The following is a 17,960-nucleotide window of genomic DNA, read 5'->3' as shown; positions in this document are numbered from 1 at the left end:
GGCTCTATGGTCGGCCGGGTGGTCAATCTCTCCGTCATCGTGCCGTTCTACAACGTGCAGTCCTATGCCCCTGAAGCAATCAGAAGCCTACGCGCCAATGCTCGCGAGGACATCGAATTCATTCTTGTCGACGACTGTTCGACGGATGCCACTCCCGAGATTCTCGAGGAGGCCGAGCGGGAACTGAGCGGTGCCGTCCTCGTACGGCACGAGCAGAACGGTGGCCTCGCGACCGCGCGCAACACCGGCCTGGACGCCTCCCGCGGCAGATACCTCACGTTCCTCGACGGCGACGACTGGATCGCGCCGGGCTACTACCCCCGGCTGCTCGCCGCCATCGAGGAGCTGGGCTGCGACTTCGTGCGCACCGACCACGTCAGCTGCACCGCCCGCGCCCGTACGATCGCCCGCGTCCCGCACGGCCGCCGCGGCGTGGTCATGGATCCGCGCGAGGCGATCCTGCCGGCGGACCGCACGACGTCCGTCGACTACGCCTACGCCTGGGCGGGCATCTACCACCGCCGGCTGCTGGACGACGGGCTGCTGCACTTCACGCACGGGCTGCGCACCGCCGAGGACCGCCCGTGGATCTGGCGGCTGCACCGCGAGGCGAAGTCCTTCGCCGCCGTCGGCCTCATGGGCGTCTACTACCGGCGCGGCGTCGCCTCCTCGCTCACACAGATCGGCGACGTGCGCCAGCTGGACTTCATCCGCGCCTTCGACCAGGTCGTCGACGAGACGGCACGGGACAGGGACGCGGAGACCCTGCTGCCGAAGGCCGTGCGCACCTACTGCGCGATCATCTCCCACCATCTGACCAGCGGGAGGTTCCAGCCCCGCGTGGAGCGCGAACTGCGTGCGCGCAGCGCGGCCGTGCTCAAGCGCCTCCCGTCCGGTGTGCTCTCCGACGCCCTCGACTCGATGGACCTCGAACGCGCCTCCCGGCTGCGCAGGCTGCGCCGCCGGCCCGCCGTCCTCCGCAGCAAGGCGCCGGGAGAGGCAGCGTGAGCGACACAGACCTTCCAGGACGGACCAGGACCCCCCGCATGCGTACGCAGATCTTCTTCGCCTCGACCCTCTACGGTGCCGCGACGCTCGCCGCCGCCATCGACGCCGGCAGCTTCTCCGCGGACTCCCGGCACGGGGGAGGAAAGGCCGACCGCCGGCTGCTGCTGGTCAGCAACAACGCGGCGAACCCGGAGACGACTCCTCCGCTGGACGCCATGCCGGGGTTCGAGCGGCTGCGCGGCCGCTTCGACCGCGTGCTGTCGTGGAACGAGGCGATCCACCCCTTCCATCCGGGGGGCTGGTCCCCGCGCACGGACGACGTGCCGATGCTGGAGCGCTATCTGCGGCTGCTGTGGGGCCTCGGCGACGACGAGGTGGAGCTCGTCGTCGAGTCCATCCAGGTCGATCCGGCCCTCGCCCTCGCCCGGTCGTTCCCGGACGCACCGCTGGAGGTGTACGCGGACGGTCTGATGAGCTACGGCCCCACCCGCAACAAGCTCGACCCGCTGGTCGGCTCGCGCGTACGCCGTCTGCTCCATCTCGACCTGCTGCCGGGCCTGGAGCCGCTGCTGCTCACGGAGTTCGAGGTTCCGAGCGAGATCGTGCCCACCGCTGCCTTCACCTCCGTACTGGCCGAGCTGGCCCGTGACGTTCCGCCGGCCGTGACGTCGGCGCCGCGGGGCGGTGCGCTGCTGCTGGGGCAGTACCTGTCGGCGCTGGAGATCCTCACCACCGAGGAGGAGGAGGCGCTCCATCTGCGGATGCTCCGCGGAGCCGCGCGGCTCGGCCACCGCAGCGTGGTGTTCAAGCCGCACCCCGTCGCGCCTGCGCGCTTCTCGCGGGCGCTGGAGAAGGAGGCCGGTGAACTCGGCGTCGAGCTGCTGGTGCTGAACACCCCGGTCCTGGCGGAGGTGCTGTACGAGGAGGTGCGTCCGGAGCTGGTCGTGGGCTGCTTCTCGACGGCTCTGCTGACGGCCGCGTCCTTCTACGGGCTGCCCGTCGCCCGTACGGGAACGGGTCTGCTGCTGGAGCGCATCGCGCCGTACCAGAACAGCAACCGGGTGCCGGTCACGCTCGTGGACGCGCTGCTGCCGGACGTCGGCGGGGAGGCCGGCGGCGACGGGGCGGCCTCCGCCGCGGCGGACGGTTCGGGCACCGGGGATTCCGCCGCCGGGCCTGCCGCGGTCTCCTGGCGGATGCCGGACGCGGCCGGGATCGAGCGTCAACTGACGGGTCTGCTGCGCGCGGTGGGCTTCTGCATGCAGCCCGAGATCCTGCCGGAGATGCGCGGCGAGGCGGAACGGTATCTCTCCGCGAACCTCGACTCACGTACGCGCCGCTACTTCAAGCGGCGCCGGCTCACGGCGCTGGCCCTGCCGGGCGGCTGGACGAAGCAGTTCGCGTTCCTGCGACGCCGGCCCACGGTGCGCCGGGTGGCCCGCCGCGTACGGGCGCTGAAGCGCGCGACGGTCGGCTGAGCGGACGGCCGGTGCGGCAGAGGCGGGCCCGCGCACCTGGCGCGGGCCCCCACCGCGGCGATCAGCACAGTCCCGGCGACCGGCATCAGCGACGCGAGCGGCAGGCCGGGTCGCTGGTCCACGGACGGGCCGCCGGCGACCCGTAAGACGCCACGGACCACTCGCGGAGCGCCTCGACGGCCCGTCGCGTGACGGTGTCCGGGTCGGCGCACACCTCGACGGCGGCCCCCGCCTCGTCCGGCTGAAGCGGCTCCAGGGCCTCGAACTGGGAATCCAGCAGCGTGAGCGGCATGAAGTGGTCCCGGCGCTGCTCCATGCGCCTCGCGATCAGCGAGCGGTCCCCGGTGAGGTGGACGAAGAAGGCGCGGGGTGCGGCGGCGCGCAGCCGGTCGCGGTAGGCCCGCTTGAGTGCGGAGCAGCTGACGACGCCGCCGGAGTCCGCCCGCTCGGCCGCCCACTCGCCGATGGCGTCGAGCCAGGGCTCGCGGTCGGCGTCATCGAGGGCCTCGCCGGCGGTCATCTTGGCGACGTTGGCGGGCGGATGGAAGGCGTCGGCCTCGGCGTAGGGCACGCCGAGCGCCTCGGAGAGCAGCGCCCCGACAGTGGTCTTGCCGGTGCCGGCCACGCCCATGACGATCACGACGCCGCCCGTCGCGGCGGGGAGGCCCCGGGCCTTCGGCGGGGAGGTCCCAGGCTTTCGGTCGGCAGACCCCATGTCGCACCTCGCAGTCGTGCTCGTCCGGCGTTCTGTCCGGCGTCTTCGGCCGGGCGCGGCACACTCAACCTCATTACGTCACACGTATTCAATAGCAGGACATTAAATCGTCATACTTAATTGCGGAGACGGCCACCACGTACGCTGATTCCGTCGGGGCGGGCGGCAAGTAACCAGGAGACTCATGACCAGCCAGGCTGCGGACGGCCCGGGCCGGGGGCTGCACGCGCGGCTGCTCGCCCGGCTCGGGCCCGCGATCACCGCAGGTGACCACCCTCCGGGCACCGTGCTGCTCACGGACGAGCTGGCCGAGCAGTACGAGGTCTCACGCACCGTCGTACGCGAGGCGGTGCGGGTGCTGGAGTCCATGCACCTCGTGGAGTCGCGCCGCCGGGTCGGGGTGACCGTCCTCCCCACCGAGCAGTGGAACGTCTTCGACCCGCAGGTGATCACCTGGCGCCTCGCGGGTGCTGACCGGCCGCGGCAGCTGCGCTCGCTGACCAGGCTGCGCTCGGCCGTCGAGCCGGTGGCCGCCCGGCTCGCGGCCGAGCTGGCCACCCCGGAGGAGTGCGCGGAGCTGACCGAGCACGCGCTGGGCCTGGTGCGCACCTCCCGCGGGGAGCAGCTGGAGAACTACCTCGTGCACGACGTCGCCTTCCACCGCGTGATACTGCGGGCGTCCCGCAACGAGATGTTCGCCAGGCTCGGCGACGTCGTCGCCGCCGTCCTCACGGGACGTACCGAGCACGAGGTGATGTTCAGCGACCCCCGCCAGGAGGCCGTCACCATGCACGTCCAGGTCGCCGAGGCCGTGCGGGAGGGGGACGGAGCCGGTGCGGAGCGCATCATGCGCACCATCACCGAGGACGCCCTGGCCGAACTGGACGTCCTCGCGCCGGGACCGACCGCCCCGTGACCGCACCCACCATGACCGCACCGTGAGCGGACCCGTCCGTCCGCGACACGCGGCGGTCACGCTCCGGCGACCCTCCGTACGACACGCAGCAGGTAATCCTTCCTGTTGAGCGGGTCGTTGTCGGTGCGCGGCCGCGACGGGATCCCGCCCACCACCGGCCGGTACCGCGCGAAGGCGCACTCCAGCACGCCCTCCCCGCTGGTCAGCGTGGGCAGTTGCTGCTCCAGCGCGTGCACACGGGCCGCCGGGATCTCGCCCTCCAGCAGATACGCGTCGCCTTTCGTCACCGGCGCCTGCGGCACCGCGCGCAGGCGTGAGAGCACGGGCAGCACGGCACCGAACGTCTCCGCGGGGACCTCCAGCCGGAAGTGGTGCATCGGCTCGTGCACCGTCGTACCGGCTCGCTTCAGCGCATCCATCACGACCAGGGGTGTCAGCTGCCGGAAGTCGGCTCCGGTGCTGGACATGCTCTTGTCGAAGATCGCGTGGGCGTGGCTCTGCCGCGGCGAGTACCCGGAGTGCGTCATGGTGACGGTGCAGTCGGGGATCTCCCAGCCGTGGATTCCCTCGTGCAGCGTCTGCCGGACGGTGTCCTCGACGGCTCTCATGAACGCGTAGGGCATGGAGCCCAGTTCGACCTCCAGCCCGTAGCGCACGCCGCTGCCCGGCGGCGCCGGTTCGATGCGCAGCCCCACGGTCGCGAGGAACGGGTTGGGCTCCTTGTGCATGATCTCCGCTGCCGACCCCGGCCCGTCCAGCCGTTCGACGCAGATGGTGGTGGACTCTCGGAAGGTGACGTCGAGGCCGAACTCGTCGGCGAGCGTGGCCTGTACGACCTCCTTCTGCACCTCGCCGTAGAGCGACACATGGACCTCGCCGCGGAGTTCGTCCTGCCGCAGCCCGATCAGCGGGTCCTGCTCGGCGAGCTGGGTGAGGGCGTTGTGCAGCGGGCCCCTGTCCGCGTCCCGGCAGGGCGTGACGACGGTCTCCAGCGTCGGCGGCGCGAAGTGGTGCCGCTCCCCGGCCGGTTCGCGGACGGCACCGGCGTCGCCGATCGTGTCGCCGATCCGCACTCCGGGCAGCCCGCGCAGTCTCCCGATCCGCCCGGCGGCGACGGACGGGCTCTGGACGTGCCCTCCCCGCTCGAAGACGTCGATGCCGGTGACCTTCCCCTCGCTCCCCTCTGCCGGCTCGGCCCCCTCGGAGCGGGCGCCGGCGCCGTGCAGCAGCCGGTCCCGTACGCGGACGGTCCCGGAGAACATCCGGACGTACGCGGTCTTCGCCCCACCCGGGGCCCGTTCGACCTTGAAGACGGTGCCGCGGGCGGGCCCGTCCGGATCGCCCTCGCCGGCGGGCAGCAGCTCAGTGAGCCCCGCGGTGAGCGCCTCCACGCCGGCACCGGTGATGGCCGAGCCGAAGAAGACGGGATGCACGACTCCCCGCCGGGACTGGGCCGCCAGCTCCGAGCGCAGCCGGTCGTGCGACAGGGCGGTCTCGTCCTCGACGTACGCCGCCAGCAGTTCGTCGTCGCCTTCGGCGAGCACTTCGGCGAGGCGCGAGGCGAAGCCGGCGTCGGACGGGCCGTGCGGCGTGAACGCGGCGGCGGGCGTGCCGAGTTCACGCACACCTCCCATCGGGACGGCGGCGGGTGTCAGCTTCTCCGCGATCCTCCGCAGCACACGCTCGTACTGCGCTCCCGCACGGTCGATCTTGTTGACGAAGAGGAGCGTGGGGATGTCCAGGCGCTGCAGCGTGCGCATCAGAACGCGGGTCTGGGCCTGCACCCCTTCGACGGCGGACAGCACGAGCACCGCGCCGTCGAGCACGCCGAGGGCGCGTTCCACCTCCGCGATGAAGTCGGGGTGGCCGGGGGTGTCGATCAGATTGACCGTGACGTCGCCGACGGTGAACGAGACGACGGCGGACTTGATGGTGATCCCCCGCTGCCTCTCCAGGGCCAGGGAGTCGGTCAGGGTGCTGCCGTCGTCGACACTGCCGATCTCGTCGATGACTCCGGCGGCGTGCAGCAGCCGCTCGGTCAGGCTCGTCTTACCGGCGTCTACATGCGCCAGGATTCCCAGGTTGAGCGTTTTCACAGAGCGTCATGTCCTTTAGGTGAATGAATGTTCCCTTCTGGTTGGACATGAACGCTCGCCGCATCTTCTTCTCCCTGTCCGGTCTGTGCTGTCGCGGTGGAGCACACCAGAGGGCGGCCACGCAGGGCAACCGGATTTCGGCTCCCTCCCCCGGAGTCTCCGTCCAGCGGGGGTCCCCTGGGGACACCACGCGGGCCGGAGGCTCCGGGGAGGCATGGGCCCCGGAACCGCCCTCAGTCAGACCTGGCCGCTCACCGCCCCCGGGGCTCCGTCTGCGGCGGCCACTGCTCGAACCACCGCCGGTCCGCCTCCAGTTGGGCGGCCAGCCGGACGAGCAGGGGCTCGCTGCTCTCCGGGCCCAGCAGCTGCGCACCCAGCGGCAGACCCGGACCGGTGAAGCCGGCGGGCACGTTGACACCGGGCCAGCCGAGCGCGTTCCAGGGCCAGGCGTACGGGCAGTGGGCGATCATCGTGCGGTCGGTCTGCCAGCCGGAGAGACCGGCGAGATCGCCGATGCGCAGCGGCGGAGTGGCCGTCGTCGGTGCGAGTACGACGTCGTAGCGGCCGAAGATCCGCCCCACGCGCCGGCGCAGCGGCGCCTCGGCCGCGCGGGCGGCACGCAGTACGGACCCGCCCAGCAGCCTTCCCGTACGCGCGGCACCCCGGGTGCGGGCGTCCAGCAGGGCGAAGTCGGGGACACGGCCGGTCCATTCGCGGATTCCCGCGGTCGCCCTGGGCACGAACGCCAGCCCGATCGGCCCGTACGCCGGGTCGGCCTCCTCGACCTCGTGCCCGAGCGCCGCGAAGCGCTCGGCGAGGCCCGTCACCGCCGCCCGTACCACCGGATCGAGCGACGCTCCCGTCGCCGTCCACGGAGGCCGCAGCGACAGCGCGATACGCAGCCGCCCCGGGTCCCTGCCGGCCTCGGGCAGCACCTCCACCGGCGACGGGCGGTGCAGATCGCCCTCCGCGCCGCCGGATGCCACGTCCAGCAGCAGAGCCGCGTCGCGCACGGTCCGGGCCAGCGGCCCGAAGACGGTGATCCCCTTGAACGCCTCGGGCTCCGGCATCGTCGAGATCCTGCCGCGCTGCGGCTTGATGCCGACCAGATGGCTCCAGGCGGCGGGGATACGGATCGAGCCCGCTCCGTCCGAGCCGAGCGCGGCGGGCACGAGCCCCGCCGCCACCGCGGCGGCCGATCCGCCCGACGACCCGCCCGGAGTGTGCTCCGGACTCCACGGGTTCCGGGTGTCCCCGAAGGCCGGCCCCTCGGTGAAGGGCCACTGCCCCAGCTCGGGTGAGTTGGTCTTGCCGACGACTACGGCACCGGCCGCGCGCAGCCGCCGCACTGCCTCGCTGTCCGCCTGCTTGCGCGGAAAGTCGCCGGGGCAGCCGAACGCCGTCGGCTCGCCCGCCACGTCCACGTCGTCCTTGACCGCGACCGGCACGCCCAGCAGCGGCAGCCGCTCGCCGCCGGCCAGCCTCCGGTCGGCGGCGTCCGCTTCGGCCAGTGCCGCCTCCCCGCGCACCCGGCGGAACGCGTTGAGAGTCGGCTGAGTGGCCGCGATACGGGCCAGCGCGCGCTCGGTCAGCTCGCGCGCAGTCACCTCACCGGCTGCCAGAGCCGCGGCCTGCTCGGCCAGCCCTCTCGTCTCACGTGGCTCGACCTGCGTACCGACTTCCGCTGTCACCAGCACTCCCCTTACTCGCCGGTAATCCGACCCTCATCCTGCGCCCCCGGAGCCCGCTCGGCAACGCCGGACGCGGATGCGCTAGGAAAGTCACATGACCGTCGTCTGCGGCCCCGAGGGCCCCATCCGCGCCCGCACCTGCCCGCCTCCCGCACCCGTACGGGCGGTGCTGTTCGACTTCTCCGGCACGCTCTTCCAGATCAGCGGCTACGAGGACCGCATCCGCGCGGCGCTCCCGCACCCGGTCGCAGACCCCGAGATGGAGGAGATCCTCACCGCTCTGGAGGCGGGCCTGGCCGACCCGGAAGTGATCGAGGCCCAGCACGGCCGCGACGTGTCCTCGAAGGCCCACCGGCACGCCTTCACGACCTGGTATGCCTCCGCGACCGCCCTCGCCCCGTACGCCGAGGAGCTGTACGCGCAGCTGCAGGCTCCGGAACACTGGCGTCCGTACGCGGACTCCGCGGCGACCCTCGCGCGGCTGGCCGAGCGGGGCATCGCGACGGGCGTGGTCAGCGACGTCGGCTGGGACCTGCGCGCCACGTTCGCCCACCACGGCCTGGCGGACCACTTCGGCACGTGGGTGCACTCGTACGAACACGACTCGGAGAAGCCGGACCCTCGGCTCTTCCTGCACGCGTGCGGGGAGTTGGGCGTTTCACCCGAGGACACGCTGATGGTTGGCGACCACCCCGCCAAGGACGGCGGCGCGGCGGGGGCGGGCCTCCGCTCGTACGTCCTCCCCGCGGGGGCGTCACCGGGTTCTGAACGGGGCCTGGACGCGGTGCTGCGCATGCTTTAGGGGTGGGGGTGTGCGCCTGGGGTGCGTTTCTGGTTCCGGGGGCGTGCCGCTCCGGGGTACATGTCCGGACCCGTCCCCTGCCTTCGGCGGGGAGACCCCATATTTACCTCCCTGAACCGCTCCGGCTGTTGCGGAGCCTTGCCTGTACCGGTCGACAAATCACGGGCAAGCGTCCGGACACGCACCCCTGCGCGTCCCGCCCCCTCCCCTCCGTCGGCGGCTCCCCGCCGGTGGCCCCAGTCAGTTGCCTCGTTCCTCCCGTCGGACCCGCTGCCGCTCTCGGACCACGGCAGGGCCCAACGGGCCCCTGAACACCGATGGTTGGAGCCGCAAGGCACGTACACGCGCCGAAAGGTCCGCACGGCAGGAACCCGCAACCTGTCCGGGAACCACCAGGGGAAAGCCGCTAGGACGACCGGAGGGGGTGGGACGCGGAGGCGGTGGCTCCGGGAAACTCAAGCGCGATTTGCGGACCGCCATATGGGAGGCAGCACGACAGCTCGTACCGGTACAGGGAGGTAAATCGTGCCTTCCCGGAGCCGCCGCCGCAGCGGCACGCACCCGGAACCCCGAACACACGCACCCCGAAGCGTGACCCCCGGCAAACCCGCCGCGTGAGCGGCAAACCGTCAGAACGAGTCCGTCGGCACGTACGCGCCCCAGATCTCCCGCAACGTGTTGCACACCTCGCCCACCGTCGCCCGCGCGCGCAGCGCCTCCTTCATCGGGTAGAGGACGTTCTCCGTCCCCTCCGCCGCCTTGCGCAGCTCCGCCAACGCCCCGTCCACTGCCGCCTGATCACGCTCCGCCCGCAGCCGCGCCAGCCGCTCGCACTGCTGCTGCTCGATCGCCGGGTCCACACGCAGCGGCTCGTACGGGTCCTCCTCGTCGCGCTGGAAGCGGTTGACGCCGACCACGACCCGCTCGCCGCTGTCGGTCTCACGGGCGATCGCGTACGCGCTGCGCTCGATCTCTTCCTTCTGGAAGCCCTGTTCGATCGCGTCGACCGCACCGCCCCGGTCCTCGACCTGCTCCATCAGCGCGACGGCGGCGGCCTCCACGTCGTCCGTCATCGACTCCACGACGTACGAGCCGGCGAACGGGTCGACGGTCGCGGTCACATCGGTCTCGTAGGCGAGCACCTGCTGCGTACGGAGCGCCAGCCGCGCCGACTTGTCCGTGGGCAGCGCGATCGCCTCGTCGTAGGAGTTGGTGTGCAGCGACTGCGTGCCGCCGAGCACCGCGCCCAGCGCCTGCACCGTCACGCGGGCGAGGTTCACCTCGGGCTGCTGCGCGGTGAGTTGCACCCCCGCCGTCTGCGTGTGGAAGCGCAGCATCAGCGACTTGGGGTTCTCCGCCCCGAACTCGTCCCGCATCACCCGGGCCCAGATGCGCCGCGCCGCACGGAACTTGGCGACCTCCTCCAGCAGCGTGGTGCGGGCGACGAAGAAGAACGAGAGCCGCGGCGCGAAGTCGTCCACACTCATGCCGGCGGCGACCGCGGTACGTACGTACTCGATGCCGTCGGCCAGGGTGAAGGCGATCTCCTGCGCGGGCGTCGCCCCCGCCTCGGCCATGTGGTAGCCGGAGATGGAGATGGTGTTCCACTTGGGGATCTCGGCACGGCAGTACTTGAAGATGTCCGCGATCAGCCGCAGCGACGGCTTCGGCGGGAAGATGTAGGTGCCGCGCGCGATGTACTCCTTGAGCACGTCGTTCTGGATGGTGCCCGTGAGCTTCGCCGGGTCGGCGCCCTGCTCCTCGGCGACGAGTTGGTACAGCAACAGCAGCAGCGCCGCGGGAGCGTTGATCGTCATCGACGTGGAGACTTCCTCCAGCGGAATACCGCCGAAGAGCACCCGCATGTCGTCGATGGAGTCGATGGCGACGCCGACCTTGCCGACCTCGCCGCTCGCGAGGGGCGCGTCGGAGTCGTGGCCCATCTGGGTCGGCAGGTCGAAGGCGACGGAGAGGCCCATCGTGCCGTTCTCGATGAGCTGCTTGTAGCGGGCGTTGGACTCGGTGGCCGTCCCGAAGCCGGCGTACTGCCGCATCGTCCACGGCCGCCCCGTGTACATCGACGGGTAGACGCCCCGCGTGTACGGGTACGCGCCGGGCTCCCCCAGCTTCTCCGCGGCGTCCCAGTCGTGCAGCGCGTCCGGGCCGTAGACGGGCTCGATGGGCAGACCGCTCTCGTTGAACCGCTGGTTGCCCGACTGGCGTGCCATGGACTGTGCCTCCGTACGGTCTGGGTCGTGCCGGCAGTTGTCCGGCCGCAGCCTTTTCGCGCGAAACACCGCTCGGGTGAGCCGGTGGCCGCTCGGGCTGTCCCTTTCGATTGCCACGGACTGTAGCGATCTGCGTTCGTCCGTTGCAGGTCCCCAGGCTGGGACCTTGCTCACAGGGTGCCGCGCCGCACTCACAGGATGCCGCCGCCCGGCACGGTTCGCGCGGCGGCCGCGCGGGAAGAGAAGGGGCGATCGGTGTCGGGATTTCCGTGATGTCCGCTCGAATTCCGGGGGTTGGAGTGGCGGGGGCAAGCATGACCACAAGGTCCGTACGGGCAAGGCGCACCAGCGTGTGGGCGCTGACGGCGGCGTTGGTGGCCGGTGGGGGCGCGGCCGCCGGCTGCAAGGCGCAGGCGACAGGGAGTGCGCCCATCCGCGTGACGAAGACCTCGGTCCCGCCGGAGCCCCCGGAGAGACCTCAGCGCTCCTCCGTGAGCAACAGCACAGCGGACGGGAAAGACGACGCACCGCCGGTGCCGGCGCAGCGGGCGAAGCCGGCCGCGCCCGCGAACCCCGTGCTGCTCGCCACCGGCGCGAACGGCGCGCAGGTGCGCGAACTCCAGGCGAGACTGCGCAAGTTGGAGCTCTTCGACCGCAATCCGACGGGCTACTACGGTCCGGTCACCACCGCGTCTGTCCGCGCCTTCCAGCGGCAGCAGGGGATGGGCAGCACCGGCACCGTCACCTCGGACCTCTGGACGGCGCTGCGCGCCCGCACTTCGCCGCCCTCCCGCGACGAGCTGTATCCACCCACGACGCGTCCGCTCGACGACCCGGACCCACGCTGCCTGAAGGGGCGGGCGCTGTGCGTGAGCAAGAAGAGCCGCACGCTCGCCTGGTATGTGAACGGGCGGATGCTCTCGGCCATGGACGTGCGCTTCGGTTCGGCCTACACGCCGACGCGGGAAGGGGAGTTCGGCGTCAACTTCAAGAGCCGTGACCACGTCTCGACCATCTACGACACCCCGATGCCCTACGCACTGTTCTTCAGCGGCGGCCAGGCGATCCACTACTCCTCGGACTTCGCGGCCCGCGGTTACGGCGGCGCCTCGCACGGCTGCGTCAACGTACGGGACAAGAAGAAGATCGCGGCACTGTTCGCGCAGGTGCGCAAGGGCGACAAGGTCGTCGTCTACAAGTGAGACCGGCTGCCACGCGAAGGATGCGGAGCGAGGCGGACAGCAGAGACAAGCCGAGCTGAGACAAGCCGGGCCGGGCTGAAGAAAGCCGGAGGCCGAACAGCAGCGGGCTGTGGGGTGAATCCCCGATGGGGCGCGGGCGGGACCGGGGGAACGTGTCCCGCCCGCGCCATTCGCGCGAGCCCGAAGGTACGGGGGGAACCTCGGACTTGTCGCGCAGCCGATGACCAGTCGGCTCACTTGTTACTGCGCCGTCCCCGCCGAAAGTGTCACACCAGGATTCAACTAAATCGCGTGACCTGCGTCACACATCCCGGCTGCCGTCGCGCACCCTTCATGTGGCCGCGAGACGGCGGCCGCAAGAACAGTTGGAGGAAGGGGACCGTCAGCGGTCAACACATGAGAAACCCCCGGCCGGAGCCGGGGGCGTCGCGTACGCGGGAGCCCTGACCGGGCCCGTGAGAGGAGAGTCCGGCTCGCGGCCGGTCCTGTCCGGGTCAGGAGGCCGTGGCGCCGTCCGCCGCGTCACCCGAGCCGTCCGGTGCCGAAGGCTCCGGGGACTGCGAACCGGTGGACGGAACGTCCGGGTCCTCACCCGCGCCACCGCTGTCGGGCCTGCCGCCGCCACCGCCGCCACCGTCGCCGTCGCCACCGTCGCCGTCGCCGCCGGAGTCACCGCCGCCGGACCCGCCGCCGTTGTCTCCGCCGTCGTCACCGCCGGGGCCGCCACCGCCGTCGTCACCGCCGGGGCCACCACCGTCGTCGCCGTCGTCACCGCCGTTTCCGGACGAATCGCCCCCGGAGTCACCACCCGGGTCTCCCGGGGTGCCGATGCCTCCGGGGCCTCCGCCCGAGGAGGTGTTCTCGTCGCGGCCGCTGTCGTGCTTGTCGCAGAACTTCTTCACGCCCGCGGGTCCGCCGGCCACCAGCTCCAGACGGAGCCGGTCGTTCACGCTGAGGTCGTCGTTCTCGTACGCGTTGCACAGCGCACGCGCCATCGCCTTCTTGTCTGACGGCGAAAGCCCCTTGCCGTCGCCGTGCCACCAGTCCTCGTCGCCGGGGGGAGCCTTGGAGTTCTTCCCGTCCCGTCCGCGCTCCTTGCCCGCGAGGTCCTCGCCGCTGGGCGAGTCGGACGGGGAACCACCCTCGCGGGTGCCGCGTCTTGGGCCGTCGTACGGGCTGCCGCTGCCGCCTGCCGCGGCCTCGCCGTCGGGGCTGGCCATCGGTGACACGCTCGTCGCGGGTGTGTCGCTGCCGCCGAACGGCGAGGGCAGCACGCCCGCTCCGGCCGCGACCGCGACACCGCCGAGCGCGCATCCGGCGACCGCCATGGCGAAGCCCGCGCGCAGAGGACGTCCCACCAGCGAGGTGCGCCGGGCGCCTCCCCGGCGGCGGCCACGTGAGCCGCGGCCCTCGCGCACGGCCCGCCTGCCCACGACCGTCTCCGACCCGGTCGGCCCCGCGCTGATGTCGACGGTGCCCCTGTGGTCGGCGTCCACTCGCGGGTGCGCCGCGAGGAAGGCCTCCACAGCGGCGGCCTCTCCCGGGAGTTCGGCACGGGCGTCGCCGATGACCGTCCCGGTGCGGGCGGCGCCGAGCGCGTGAAGCGCCGCGGTCTGCTCGGACACGAGCGAGTCGAGGAGAGAAGCGAGACGGTCCTCGGCGACCTCCGCACCGGTGCGCTGATCCGGCACGGCTCCCGAAGGACCTGCGGGCCCCGAGGAGTCTGTTACGTGTGAGGAATGTGAGGGGTCTGTGTCACGTGCCCACGAGGGAGTTGACCCAGAAGCCCGACCGTAAATGCTGGTGGGGGCTGCTTCAACGTTGTCGTGATCGGCTCCGTGACGTCCGCCGCGCCGCGCGCTACGCGCATTGACCGCCGAACCGCGGAGCAAGCGCTCCGCCGCTTCGTCGTCCAGCCACCTGTACCGGTCGTCGTCCGCCATCACGTTTCCCTCAGCGTTCGTGTGGCCTTATGCGTCACACCGCGTGCCGTAGGAGACGCTTGGGGACCCCCGGGCGGTTCTCCCGGACCTGCAGGTTCCTCGGGTTCGTCCAGCATCTGCGCGAGCTTGCGCAACCCCCGGTGCGCTGCCGTACGTACGGCGCCCGCCCGCTTGCCCAGTACCTCCGCCGCGCTCTTGGCGTCCAGCCCGACGACCACGCGCAGCACGACGGCCTCGGCCTGGTCCTGCGGCAGACGGGATATGAGCGCCATGGTGCGGCCGGTACCGAGCGCTTCGAGCGCCTCGTCGGCCGTGTCGGCCCCGGCCGGCAGCACGGCCAGGTCGCTCTCGTCGCCGCCGACGGCGGGGCGGCGGCCTCTCGTACGCAGATGATCGAGCGCCCTGTTGCGGGCGATGCGCGCGGCCCAGCCGCGGAAGCGGTCCGCGTCGCCGCTGAATCTGCTGATGTCGCGGGCTATCTGGAGCCACGCCTCCGAGGTGACGTCCTCGGCGTCGGGGTCGCTGACCAGCGTCCGGACATAGCCGAGCAGCCGCGGGTGCACAGTGCGGTACACGGTGCGGAAAGCGACTTCGTCCCCGCCCTGTGCCGCACGCACCGCGGCAGTCAACTCCGCGTCGTCCCCCTGCACGGCCGTCTCTCGCCCCACTCCGCGATGTCCCAACGGATCTGGTCACGCCCCTGGTCGGGCGCCTGTCGTCGTCTCGCTGATGCCTGCGTATGCCTTACGCACAGACCAGCATCGATGCGAGAGCACGCTAAGGCCAAGTGTGCGTCATAGTCCACGCAAGTTGACCAGGTAACAGAATGCGGATCGCTAACGCTGTAGGGAGTACGGGCCTGCCCCTGGCGTGGTGCGCCCGTTCTCGAGGGCGATCGGGGTCTCTCCTGTGGGGGGTGGCGACCCCGGTCGCCTTCGCATTTTCCGGCAGGCCCGCCGGACCGTCTCAGCTCACGCGCTCGCCGAGCCGCTTGAAGTCTTCCCAGCTCATGGCCGGTTTTCCGGGGTCCCACAGCTTCTGCGCGGTCGCGCGGAGCGGATTCCTGATACCCGCGGCGACCTGCTCCGGGGTCTGTGCTCCGGCACGGTCGCACCACACGGCGAAGCGCCCGCCGGGGATGTGCTCCGGACCGGAGAGGGATTTCGGAACCGGCTTGGTGCCGCGCAGCACGGCCGGAGTCCATTCGTCGTAGATGCGACGACCTGTCGGATATGTGAACTTGTTGGGCTCGCCGAGGACGTAGTAGAGGTACTCGTCGTTGAGATTGATCAACTTCCAGCCCTCCTTCAGGTACGTCACCGGATTCCGCTGCCCCGGCTCCTTGCCCGTCCAGTAGGCGACTTCACGGTCCTGCTCGGCGCGGACCTCGCCACCCGCGTGGATGCCGTCGTTCCACGCCTGCGGGATCTTGCCCTCGTCCCGTACGACGGCGGCCCGGTCGTTGAGCCAGCCGGTCGCGAGGTCCTGCACGCCGGCGTCACGGCCGTACTTCTCGCGCGCCTTCGCCGCCAGCCCGGGATACGAGGCCTCGGGGTCCTCCTGCATCAGGGCGAGGTACTCGTCACCGCCCAGGTGCCAGCGCTTGCCGGGGAAGAGGTCGGCGTACTCGCGCAGCAGATCGTCGACGATCTTCGCCGCCCGCGGATCGGCGATGTCCACCGCACCCTCCGTGGGCTCCCCCGAGGCGTTCTCCAGCTGGATCTCCGGGTGCGCCTTGATGACCGCGCCCAGGTGGCCGGGCGAGTCGATCTCCGGAATGACCTCGATGTGCCGGGACTCGGCGAGCTTCACGATGCGCCGCATCTCGGCCTTGGTCAGATGGGGCTTCGAGACGACCTCGGGGTGCGTGTCGCTCTCCACGCGGAAGGCCTGGTCGTCGGAGAGGTGCAACTGAAGCTGATTGAGCTTGAGATCGCCCATCTCCCGGATACGGTCCTCGATCCACCGGGCGCTGAAGTGCTTGCGGGCGATGTCGAGCATGAAGCCGCGCTGCGGGCGGTCGGGCTTGTCACGGACCACGCCGTCCGCGACGCCGCCCCGCGCACGTACGGACTGCAGCAGTGTGCGTGTGCCGTAGAACACACCCGCGTGGTCGGCGCCGGCGATCTTCACCTGGCCCGCGCGGCTCTCCATCACGTAGCCCTCGCGGCCGGTGTCCAGGCCTCGGTCGAGGCTCAGCCGGACGTCCGCCGTACGTGCCGGCCCCTTGGAGAAGGGAACCTTCAGCTCCTCGGCGAGCAGCCGGGCCTCGTCCGCGAGCGGCCCGCCGGGTTCGGCGACGACTCTCGTGAACTTGGACGGCTTCCACGCCGGGCCGCGGACCGGTTCGAAGTCCCGTACGGAGGGAACCGCCGCGGGCGCGGGGCCGGTTCGGGCCGGTTCCGTCGGCTTCGGCACCGCCGGGGAGTGGCTGCCGGTGCCGCCGCTCCCCCCGCCGTTGCCTCCGCTGCCGCCGCCGGCGTCCTCGCTGGAGCAGCCGGCGAGGGTGAGAAGACTCACCGAGCATGCCGCGAACACGGCCGTCGAAACCGTCAGCTTCTTTGGCCTCTTAGGTCCCATATGGATACGTTATTGCCCCTTCGCGATCGGGTCCTGTCCAGACGGCCTCAGGGGGCCAGCCTCTCCAGAGGAAGGGCCGAGGACACTCCCCGCGTGCCGCGGGCTCCTCGTTCCGCCACTATCCCCGGGTCCGGCCGGGGTCGTTCCCGTCCGGGTGAAATTCCCGTACTCGCCGTATCGTTCGGGCTCTGCGTGCTTACGGTGGCCCCGGCCCGCCCACGGAGCCGTACGGGCAGTCGTATGCCGGCCCCGGGGCGAGCCGACGGGTGAGCCCGGCCGGTCGCGGCGGCTCTCCCTCACCGGTCCGCCGGCGGCCGAGTCCGCCGGTCAGTACGCCGACCGGATCCGTCCGTCAGCCGGCCCGCCCGAGGAGCCCATGCCGCCGCCCAGCCCCCGAAGCGACAGGAAGGCCCCCGCCGGGCACGGCGCGCGTGCCCGTGGGGGCGGCCCGGACAGCCACGGCCGGAGACCGGCGGAGGACTCCCCCGCCCGAACCCCGGGGGCCGGCGTGCCCGTTCTTCCTTCGCCGTCCCCTCCGCTCCCCGGCACCGCTCCCGGCGCCGGCCCCGTCCCCGCGTCGCCGCCGATGCCGCTGTCCCGCTTCAACGCCGCGCCCGACGAGGCGGCCGCCGCGCTGCTGCTGCGCTGCTGCGGCAGCACGCGCTGGGCGGCCCGCATCACGGGCTGCCGCCCGTACCCGGACACGGACTCGCTGCTGGCCGCGCTGGACGAGGCGAGCTACGACATGACCCCGGGGGACCTGGCGGAGGCGCTGGCCTCGGAGACGCCGGAGCTGCCCTCCCCCGACGGCGGCCCGGCGCTCTCGAAGGACCGCGACGGCCTGCGCCACCGCGACCAGCGGGGTCTTCTCACGGCGCACACCGCGCTCCGGGCCGCGCATGCCGCGTACGAGAACCGCTTCGGCCACGCCTTCATCATCTGCCTTGACGGCTGGGAGCCGGGGGAACAGCTCGGCCAGGCCCTCGCGAGCGTGCGCGCCCGCCTCGGCAACGACCTGGAGGAGGAGCGTCTCGTGGTGACCGAGGAGCTGCGGCGCCTCGCCAGGGGCAGGCTCGGGCGCACCGTCAGAGGCGTCGCCGGCGCCGGCTGACGGCGGAGGGCGGCCGGCGGCCCGGCGGACGCGCCCCCGGAGGAAGCCTTCCCCTGCGTACATGCGGCACCTCATGGCTTCGACGACGGCGTGCGGACACCGGCGCGGGGCTCTCGCCAGCGGCTCTCCCCCGTCGCCCCGCACTGCCTGATTGATCACATCCGCCCCTCCCGGGACCGATGTACCGACA

Annotated in this window: 13 protein-coding genes; 6 read left to right on the top strand and 7 right to left on the bottom strand. The window is 71.8% G+C overall.

The window, feature by feature from the left end; all coding sequences use genetic code 11:
• Positions 1-18 precede the first annotated feature (18 nt).
• Both AN215_RS22505 and AN215_RS22500 read left to right on the top strand, forming a co-directional pair.
• Positions 19-1,008, top strand: coding sequence for a glycosyltransferase family 2 protein (locus tag AN215_RS22505; RefSeq protein ID WP_070011564.1), 990 nt, complete (start codon positions 19-21; stop codon positions 1,006-1,008).
• Positions 1,009-1,046: 38 nt separating this feature from the next.
• Positions 1,047-2,486 (top strand): polysialyltransferase family glycosyltransferase, encoded by a 1,440-nt coding sequence (locus tag AN215_RS22500; RefSeq protein ID WP_070011474.1) that lies wholly within the window; start codon positions 1,047-1,049, stop codon positions 2,484-2,486.
• Positions 2,487-2,571: 85 nt separating this feature from the next.
• On the opposite strand, the gene AN215_RS22495 is transcribed toward AN215_RS22500, so the two are convergent.
• Positions 2,572-3,201 (bottom strand): gluconokinase, encoded by a 630-nt coding sequence (locus AN215_RS22495; protein WP_079123325.1) that lies wholly within the window; start codon positions 3,199-3,201, stop codon positions 2,572-2,574.
• Between the two features lie 184 nt (positions 3,202-3,385).
• On the opposite strand from AN215_RS22495, the gene AN215_RS22490 reads away from it, so the two are divergent.
• Positions 3,386-4,117, top strand: coding sequence for a FadR/GntR family transcriptional regulator (locus AN215_RS22490; RefSeq protein ID WP_070011476.1), 732 nt, complete (start codon positions 3,386-3,388; stop codon positions 4,115-4,117).
• Positions 4,118-4,173: 56 nt separating this feature from the next.
• Here AN215_RS22490 and AN215_RS22485 read toward each other — a convergent pair whose 3' ends face one another.
• Entirely contained in the window at positions 4,174-6,213 is a 2,040-nt protein-coding gene (locus AN215_RS22485) for an elongation factor G (protein ID WP_070011477.1), read from the bottom strand.
• A gap of 251 nt (positions 6,214-6,464) precedes the next feature.
• Positions 6,465-7,904 (bottom strand): amidase, encoded by a 1,440-nt coding sequence (locus AN215_RS22480; protein WP_070011565.1) that lies wholly within the window; start codon positions 7,902-7,904, stop codon positions 6,465-6,467.
• 94 nt (positions 7,905-7,998) lie between these two features.
• Here AN215_RS22480 and AN215_RS22475 point away from each other — a divergent pair, with 94 nt between their 5' ends.
• Positions 7,999-8,706 carry an HAD family hydrolase gene (locus AN215_RS22475; RefSeq protein WP_070011478.1) on the top strand — a complete coding sequence of 236 codons (708 nt, stop codon included), beginning with the start codon at positions 7,999-8,001 and terminating at the stop codon, positions 8,704-8,706.
• A gap of 629 nt (positions 8,707-9,335) precedes the next feature.
• On the opposite strand, the gene AN215_RS22470 is transcribed toward AN215_RS22475, so the two are convergent.
• Positions 9,336-10,934 (bottom strand): acyl-CoA mutase large subunit family protein, encoded by a 1,599-nt coding sequence (locus AN215_RS22470; RefSeq protein WP_070011479.1) that lies wholly within the window; start codon positions 10,932-10,934, stop codon positions 9,336-9,338.
• A gap of 314 nt (positions 10,935-11,248) precedes the next feature.
• Between AN215_RS22470 and AN215_RS22465 the strand changes: the two genes are divergently transcribed.
• Entirely contained in the window at positions 11,249-12,136 is an 888-nt protein-coding gene (locus tag AN215_RS22465; protein WP_079123324.1) for a L,D-transpeptidase family protein, read from the top strand.
• Positions 12,137-12,630: 494 nt separating this feature from the next.
• Here AN215_RS22465 and AN215_RS22460 read toward each other — a convergent pair whose 3' ends face one another.
• The 3 genes from AN215_RS22460 to AN215_RS22450 form a co-directional block, all read right to left on the bottom strand.
• A complete protein-coding gene (locus AN215_RS22460; RefSeq protein WP_070011480.1) occupies positions 12,631-13,827 on the bottom strand; it encodes a hypothetical protein in 1,197 nt (398 codons plus the stop codon).
• 251 nt (positions 13,828-14,078) lie between these two features.
• Positions 14,079-14,729: an RNA polymerase sigma factor gene (locus tag AN215_RS22455; RefSeq protein ID WP_070011481.1), complete on the bottom strand. Its 651-nt coding sequence runs from the start codon at positions 14,727-14,729 to the stop codon at positions 14,079-14,081.
• A 316-nt stretch (positions 14,730-15,045) separates the two neighbouring features.
• Positions 15,046-16,659, bottom strand: coding sequence for a beta-N-acetylhexosaminidase (locus AN215_RS22450; protein ID WP_070011482.1), 1,614 nt, complete (start codon positions 16,657-16,659; stop codon positions 15,046-15,048).
• Positions 16,660-17,167: 508 nt separating this feature from the next.
• On the opposite strand from AN215_RS22450, the gene AN215_RS22445 reads away from it, so the two are divergent.
• Entirely contained in the window at positions 17,168-17,770 is a 603-nt protein-coding gene (locus AN215_RS22445; protein WP_420856175.1) for a 2-oxo-4-hydroxy-4-carboxy-5-ureidoimidazoline decarboxylase, read from the top strand.
• Positions 17,771-17,960 lie beyond the last annotated feature (190 nt).

Origin of the sequence: Streptomyces abyssalis, from assembly GCF_001751365.1 — a bacterium.
In the GTDB taxonomy this organism is placed as follows: Bacteria; Actinomycetota; Actinomycetes; order Streptomycetales; family Streptomycetaceae; genus Streptomyces; species Streptomyces abyssalis.
Note: the sequence above shows the minus strand (reverse complement) of the source record. Positions and strands in the feature narration are given on the sequence as shown.